The organism is Pseudomonas sp., from assembly GCF_035497915.1.
GTDB lineage: Bacteria > Pseudomonadota > Gammaproteobacteria > Pseudomonadales > Pseudomonadaceae > Serpens.
Map to the genome: position 1 here is coordinate 1 of NZ_DATJCS010000018.1, position 5,586 is coordinate 5,586.

Annotated in this window: 6 protein-coding genes; all 6 read right to left on the bottom strand. The window is 65.3% G+C overall.

From position 1 onward, the window contains the following. The coding region (locus VL129_RS06530; protein ID WP_325411287.1) for a sigma-70 family RNA polymerase sigma factor at positions 1-447 on the bottom strand (447 nt) is incomplete at its 3' end. A gap of 5 nt (positions 448-452) precedes the next feature. Beyond that, on the bottom strand, positions 453-1,427 hold the full coding sequence (locus VL129_RS06535; protein WP_325411289.1) for an NAD(P)H-dependent oxidoreductase: 975 nt from the start codon (positions 1,425-1,427) through the stop codon (positions 453-455). Positions 1,428-1,499: 72 nt separating this feature from the next. Beyond that, complete coding sequence (locus VL129_RS06540) at positions 1,500-3,110, bottom strand: ABC-F family ATP-binding cassette domain-containing protein (protein WP_325411291.1); 1,611 nt, start codon at positions 3,108-3,110, stop codon at positions 1,500-1,502. Positions 3,111-3,306: 196 nt separating this feature from the next. Further along, entirely contained in the window at positions 3,307-3,786 is a 480-nt protein-coding gene (locus VL129_RS06545) for a GNAT family N-acetyltransferase (protein ID WP_325411293.1), read from the bottom strand. Between the two features lie 23 nt (positions 3,787-3,809). Continuing rightward, on the bottom strand, positions 3,810-4,181 hold the full coding sequence (locus tag VL129_RS06550; RefSeq protein ID WP_325411295.1) for a hypothetical protein: 372 nt from the start codon (positions 4,179-4,181) through the stop codon (positions 3,810-3,812). A 375-nt stretch (positions 4,182-4,556) separates the two neighbouring features. Then, positions 4,557-5,537 carry an IS5 family transposase gene (locus VL129_RS06555; protein WP_325411297.1) on the bottom strand — a complete coding sequence of 327 codons (981 nt, stop codon included), beginning with the start codon at positions 5,535-5,537 and terminating at the stop codon, positions 4,557-4,559. Positions 5,538-5,586 lie beyond the last annotated feature (49 nt).

Consider the following 5,586-nt stretch of genomic DNA (forward strand, 5'->3'; position numbering starts at 1 on the left):
CGCGGCGGACTTTCCGAGGATGCCGGCGATTTCATCGAAGCCCAGTTCGAAGATGTCGTGCAGCAGGAACGCCGCGCGCTCCAGCGGCGAGAGCTTCTCCAGCGCCAACAGCAAGGCGAAGGACACCGTGTCATTGAGCTCTGCCTGAACGGCCGGATTGCCACCTTCGTGGTCCGTCTCATCGGGCAACGGCTCCGGAAGCCACTCGCCGATATAGGTTTCCCGTTGCCTGCGTGCCGACTTCAACTGATTCAGCGAGATCCTGCTGCACACGGTTATCAACCACGCGCGGGGGTTCTCCAGCGCCGATACATCGACGTCGTGCCACTTGAGGTAGGTTTCCTGAACCGCATCCCGCGCTTCGGCGAGGCTGCCCAGCATCCGGTAGGCCAGCCCCTCGATCACCTTGCGATGCTGCTCGAACAACCGTGTACGTTCATCGGGCATGTCGGTCACTCGCTCGGGTTGGACATCAGCACCGCAAAACGCCAGCCGTCAGGCGTATGGCGAAAGACATGCGTGTACTTCTGATGGGCAGCGAAGATCCCCTGCGCCGGCCCCTGCGTCTCCATCTGCACCTGCTGCCGCCCGACCTCGACGGCCAGGTCGCCACTGCGCTCCACCCGCACCGGCGTCTTGCGAAAGTTGCTGAACCTGGCACTGCGGAGGAGCGCTTGCTGCGCTTCCAGAAATCGCTCCTTTCCGGCGACCAGCTCCCGCGTCGGTATCAGCAGCTGGATATCCTCGCTGCACAGCGCTGCATAGGCTTCGGCATCCCCGGCCATGATGGCGTTCGCCTGGCCGCTGCGCAGCTGCTCGATTTCATCCCGGTCCCGGGCGCTGAACGTCCCCAGCCACACGGGAGGCTCGAGCAGGCGATCGATGGCCTGCCGGGCGCGGTCCATGGCAGCCCGCCGGTCGCGCGCGTCGGCGCCGGTGCCCTCCACGCTCACCACATCCACCTGGGTGATACCGATGAAGGCCAACAGCTGCCTGAGGTGGCCCTGCTGAAAATCGTCGCTGACGCCAGGCGAGCGATTGCCACCCCGCGCGGTGATCAGCGTTGCGCGCTTGTCGCCCAGCAGGCCTCGATGCTGGCCCTGTTCGACCGCGAACGTCTGGCCGGCGCGCACGACATGATCGAAATAGGCTTTCAGCGCCGAGGGAACGCCGAAGTTGTAGAGCGGGCTGCCGATCAGGATGTGGTCGGCGAGCGTCAGCTCCTCGATCAGCGCAGCCGACTCGGGCGCTATCACGTCGAAGCTCGGCTGGGAGAGATGCTCCACCGCGTCGTTCGCCAGGCAGCGCCGCACGACGCGCCCCCCGGGATTGGCGCGCAGCCAGGCTGCCTCGAAATGGTTCGTCAGTTCGCGCGTATGCGAGCCGGTCAGCCGGATGCTCGCGTCGATTCTCAGCAGTGTCTTCATGGGAACCTCCTGGGTGGGTACACCCACAAGACAAACCAGGGCGGACGAATGTGACAGCGACGCGGCTTCGCCTCACCAGCACCCCAGCACCCAGCCCAGCTCGCTGGCTTCCAGGCGATGGGTCAACGCCAGCCCCTCCAGGAAAACCTCATCGTGGGAGACGACCAGCAGCGCACCGGCGTAGCCGCGCAGCATGGCCTCCAGCGCCTGCGTCGAGGTCAGGTCCAGATGGTTGCTCGGCTCATCGAGCAGCAGCAGTTGCGCCGGCGGTTCGGCATACAGCACGCAAGCCAGCGCCGCCTTCAGGCGCTCCCCGCCGCTGAGCGCCCCGCTGGGCGGAGTCACCCGCTGCGCATCCAGGCCAAGCTGCGCCAGCCACATGCGCAGATCGCCTTCGCTGGCCGAGTGGCTGGCTGAACGCAGCTGATCGAGTACCGAGCGCTGCGGGTCGAGGGTGGCCAGACGCTGATCGAGGTAGACCCGCTGTGCCACGACCGTGCAGCTTCCCGCCCGGGGTGCGAGCTGCCCGGCGAGCACCCTGAGCAGGGTGGACTTGCCGCAGCCGTTGGGCCCCACCACGCCAATCCGCTGCTGTCCGGTGATCGTCAGGCTGATGTCACGGGTGGCGGCCGCAACGAACGGCAGCGTCACCTCCTCCAGCACCGCTACCCGCCGTTGCGCCGCCTGGGTCACCGGCACGGCATGCACCACGATCGCCACCTCGTCCTCCACCTGCCGCGCGGCCTCGCGCACGCGCTGGGCGAGTTGTTCGCGGGCGGCCGCCTGCTGCTGACGCAGCTTGCCCGCCGAGCTTTCGCTGCGCTCCTTCTGCCGATCCAGCAGGATCTTCGCCTGGTTGGCCTCCCTGCCCTGGCGGTTGCCACGGGCCTGACGGCGTTCCTGGCGTTCGCGCTGTTCGCGCAGGGCCTGTTCCTCACGGCGGCGCTGCGTCTTGGCCAGCTCCAGGTTTTCGATGGCGCTCTGGCGCTCCCGGGCCTTAGCCTGGGCGTAGAAGTCGTAATTGCCGCCATAGCTGCGCAGGCCCAGCGCGGAGAGCTCCACGATGCGCTGCATGGCGTTCAGCAGTTCCCGGTCGTGACTGATCACCAGCAAACCGCTTGGCCAGCGCTGCAGCTGCTCGATCAGCGCCCGCCGGTTCGGCCGATCCAGGTGGTTGCTGGGCTCGTCGAGGATCAGGAAGTCCGCCTCCGAGAGCAGCGCGCCGATCAGCGCGACCCGCATGGCCTCGCCGCCGCTGAGCGCGGCGGCAGGCGTCGCAGCGTCCAGATGGCCGAGGCCATTGCGCTCCAGCTCATGCTGCAGTCGCTGGCGAACGTCCCAGCGCTCGCCCACCGCCTCGAAGTCCTCGGGCGCGCAACTGCCCGCCTCGATGCGCGCCAGGGCCTCCAGTGTTTCCCGCATGCCGGCCAGATCGGCCACAGTGGAATCCGGTGGCGCCACCTGCTGAGCCAGATAATGCACGCGACCGGAACACACACAGCGTCCGGCGGTGGGCTGCAACTCGCCGGCCAGGATACGCGCCAGCACGGTCTTGCCCGTGCCGTTGCGCCCGACCAGCCCCGTCGGGCGCGCGTCGAACTGTTCGCAAAGATCGGAGAAGAGCGTTCTGCCGTCCGGCAGAACGTGGGTAACGCCTTCCAGCGTTAGAGATGGATTGGTCATGCGACCTCCAGAGATGCCAAGAGCGGGGGCGGCGAAAACGGCCGTCCTGTCGACGGCGGCATCAATGGCGCATGGGACGAATCCTCGGTTGGGGTGGGAACGCAGCGAGTCTAGAGCGTTTTCATCAACGACAGAACCTGGATGCCTGCGACCCTCGGCCGCCCGACACCGACAGCAGCTGCCGCACGGGATCTGATCACAGGGCGATCTTCAGCTTGCGCCCGCCACTGATGGAAAACCCCTCGCGCTGGTAGAACGCCAGGGTTCTTTCGAACTGCGGCAGCGGCGGCGTGGTGACCTCCAGACGCGTCCAGCCCCGCGCGACACCCAGGGCTTTCGCCTCGCTCACCAGGCGCAGCCCCAGCGCATGGCCGCGCGCATCCGGACGCACATACAGCTCGGCGATGGTGCCGAACGCGCCCTCCGCATACAGGGCATGGCCTTCGTACAGGGCCAGGAATCCGGCGGGCCTGCCACCGTCATCGCGGGCGACGAACACGAAGTACTTCTGCTGATCCAGAAACGCCACCAGCCGGGACGTGGTGTCCGCCAGATTGAAGTTGAAGGCCTGTTCGCCGATGGCGCTCATGATTTCCGCCAGCAGCTCGCCAACCATCACGGCGACTTCCGGCGCGTCCTGGGCGGTTGCCGCAGCGATTGGAAAATCCGTTTTCATGCCTTCCTCTCCTGGGCAGCGCGTTACTGCGTGACGTCTTCGATGTACTTGCTCGCATAAATCAGGAAGTAGGCGGCAAACACACCCACCAGGAACTCCTTGCCCATGGCGATGACGTTGACCTCGGCGGCCAGCAGCCGGGACACCACCCCGTACAGCCCGGACACCACCAGCACGGCGCACCAGATCTGCACGAACAGCCGCACCTTGCGGTGATTGCCGACGATCAGCCACAGCAGCGCGCCCTGGATGACCACCGGCACCAGCGAACTCATCACCCCGACCAGCAGCGCCAGGGAATTGAGCAGGAACAGCACGCCCAGGAAGGCCATCAGCGATCCCTTGTAAGCGGCACTGGTGAAGCGGACGGCAGTGACCTTGGGTGCGGATTTCATGCGTACTCCAATAAACAACGGATGGGAAAAGGCTGCCGGCCAGTGTGCCTCGGGCACTTTCCAGCGCATAGCACGACGAATGGCGGAGACTGTGCGGCAGCCCTACATCGACGACCCGGGTGAAACGTGGTCGGAAGGGGTGGGTTCAGGCCCTGGCGGCAGCCAGCGCTTGAACAAGGTAGCGCACCAGCCCTTTCGTCTCGATTTCCTCCAACGAGCGGAGCTTTAGGGATGGTCTGAAGTAGCTCCGCATTTCCGGCCAACTTCAGACCTCGCTGTTTTTTGAAGTGGTACATCGATCAAAAAACGCTCAGATCGACGTCTTATGTAGGGTTTCTAGCCGCTACGCGCACCCCGTAGCGGCTATTCGCCGTGTTACAGGCGTACCTCTCCTGTATTCGCGAGTAAATGTCGCCGCGCCATCCACAGATTCGACAGGGCAAACAGCGTAACCAGTTGCGCGGTGTTCTTGGCCAGACCACGGAAGCGTACCTTGGTGTACCCGAACTGGCGCTTGATCACCCGGAACGGGTGTTCGACCTTGGCGCGTACCTGCGCCTTGGCCTTCTCGATCTTGCGCTTGGCCTTGTACAGCGGGCTGCGCTTGCTCAGTTGCTTGTAAGTGCTGCGCCGCGCCGCGATCTGCCAGATGACCGGGCGGCCCGCATGCTCGGCACGCTTCTCGACGCCGGTATAGCCGGCATCGCCGCTGACCAGGTTCTCCTCGCCGTGCAGCAGCTTGCCCACCTGGGTGACATCGGCCACGTTGGCCGCCGTGCCCACCACGCTGTGTACCAGGCCGGATTCGCTGTCGGCGCCGATGTGCGCCTTCATGCCGAAGTAGTACTGGTTGCCCTTCTTGGTCTGGTGCATCTCGGGATCGCGCTTGCCGTCCTTGTTCTTGGTCGAGCTCGGCGCATTGATCAGCGTGGCGTCGACAACGGTGCCCTGGCGCAGCGACAGACCGCGGTCGCCCAGGTAACCGTTGATCACCGCCAGAATCCCGGCCGCCAGCTCATGCCGCTCCAGCAGGCGGCGGAAGTTGAGGATGGTGGTTTCGTCGGGGATGCGCTCCAGGCTCAGCCCGGCGAACTGGCGCAGGATGGTCGTCTCGTACAGCGCTTCCTCCATCGCCGGATCGCTGTAGCCAAACCAGTTCTGCAGCAGGTGCACGCGCAGCATGGTCATCAGCGGATACGCTGGCCGACCGCCTTCGCCCTTCGGGTAGTGCGGTTCGATCAGGGCGATCAGGCCCTGCCACGGCACCACCTGTTCCATCTCGATCAGGAACAGCTCCTTGCGGGTCTGCTTGCGCTTGCCGGCGTACTCAGCGTCGGCGAAGGTCATCTGCTTCATGGGAAAGCTCGGGCGGGTGAAGTCGACGGATTTTGCCAAATCAGGAAGT

Coding starts and splice junctions, on each gene's coding strand:
- VL129_RS06535 (WP_325411289.1), bottom strand. CDS start 1,427: ATGAAGACACTGCTGAGAATCGACGCGAGCATCCGGCTGACCGGCTCG.
- VL129_RS06540 (WP_325411291.1), bottom strand. CDS start 3,110: ATGACCAATCCATCTCTAACGCTGGAAGGCGTTACCCACGTTCTGCCG.
- VL129_RS06550 (WP_325411295.1), bottom strand. CDS start 4,181: ATGAAATCCGCACCCAAGGTCACTGCCGTCCGCTTCACCAGTGCCGCT.
- VL129_RS06545 (WP_325411293.1), bottom strand. CDS start 3,786: ATGAAAACGGATTTTCCAATCGCTGCGGCAACCGCCCAGGACGCGCCG.
- VL129_RS06555 (WP_325411297.1), bottom strand. CDS start 5,537: ATGAAGCAGATGACCTTCGCCGACGCTGAGTACGCCGGCAAGCGCAAG.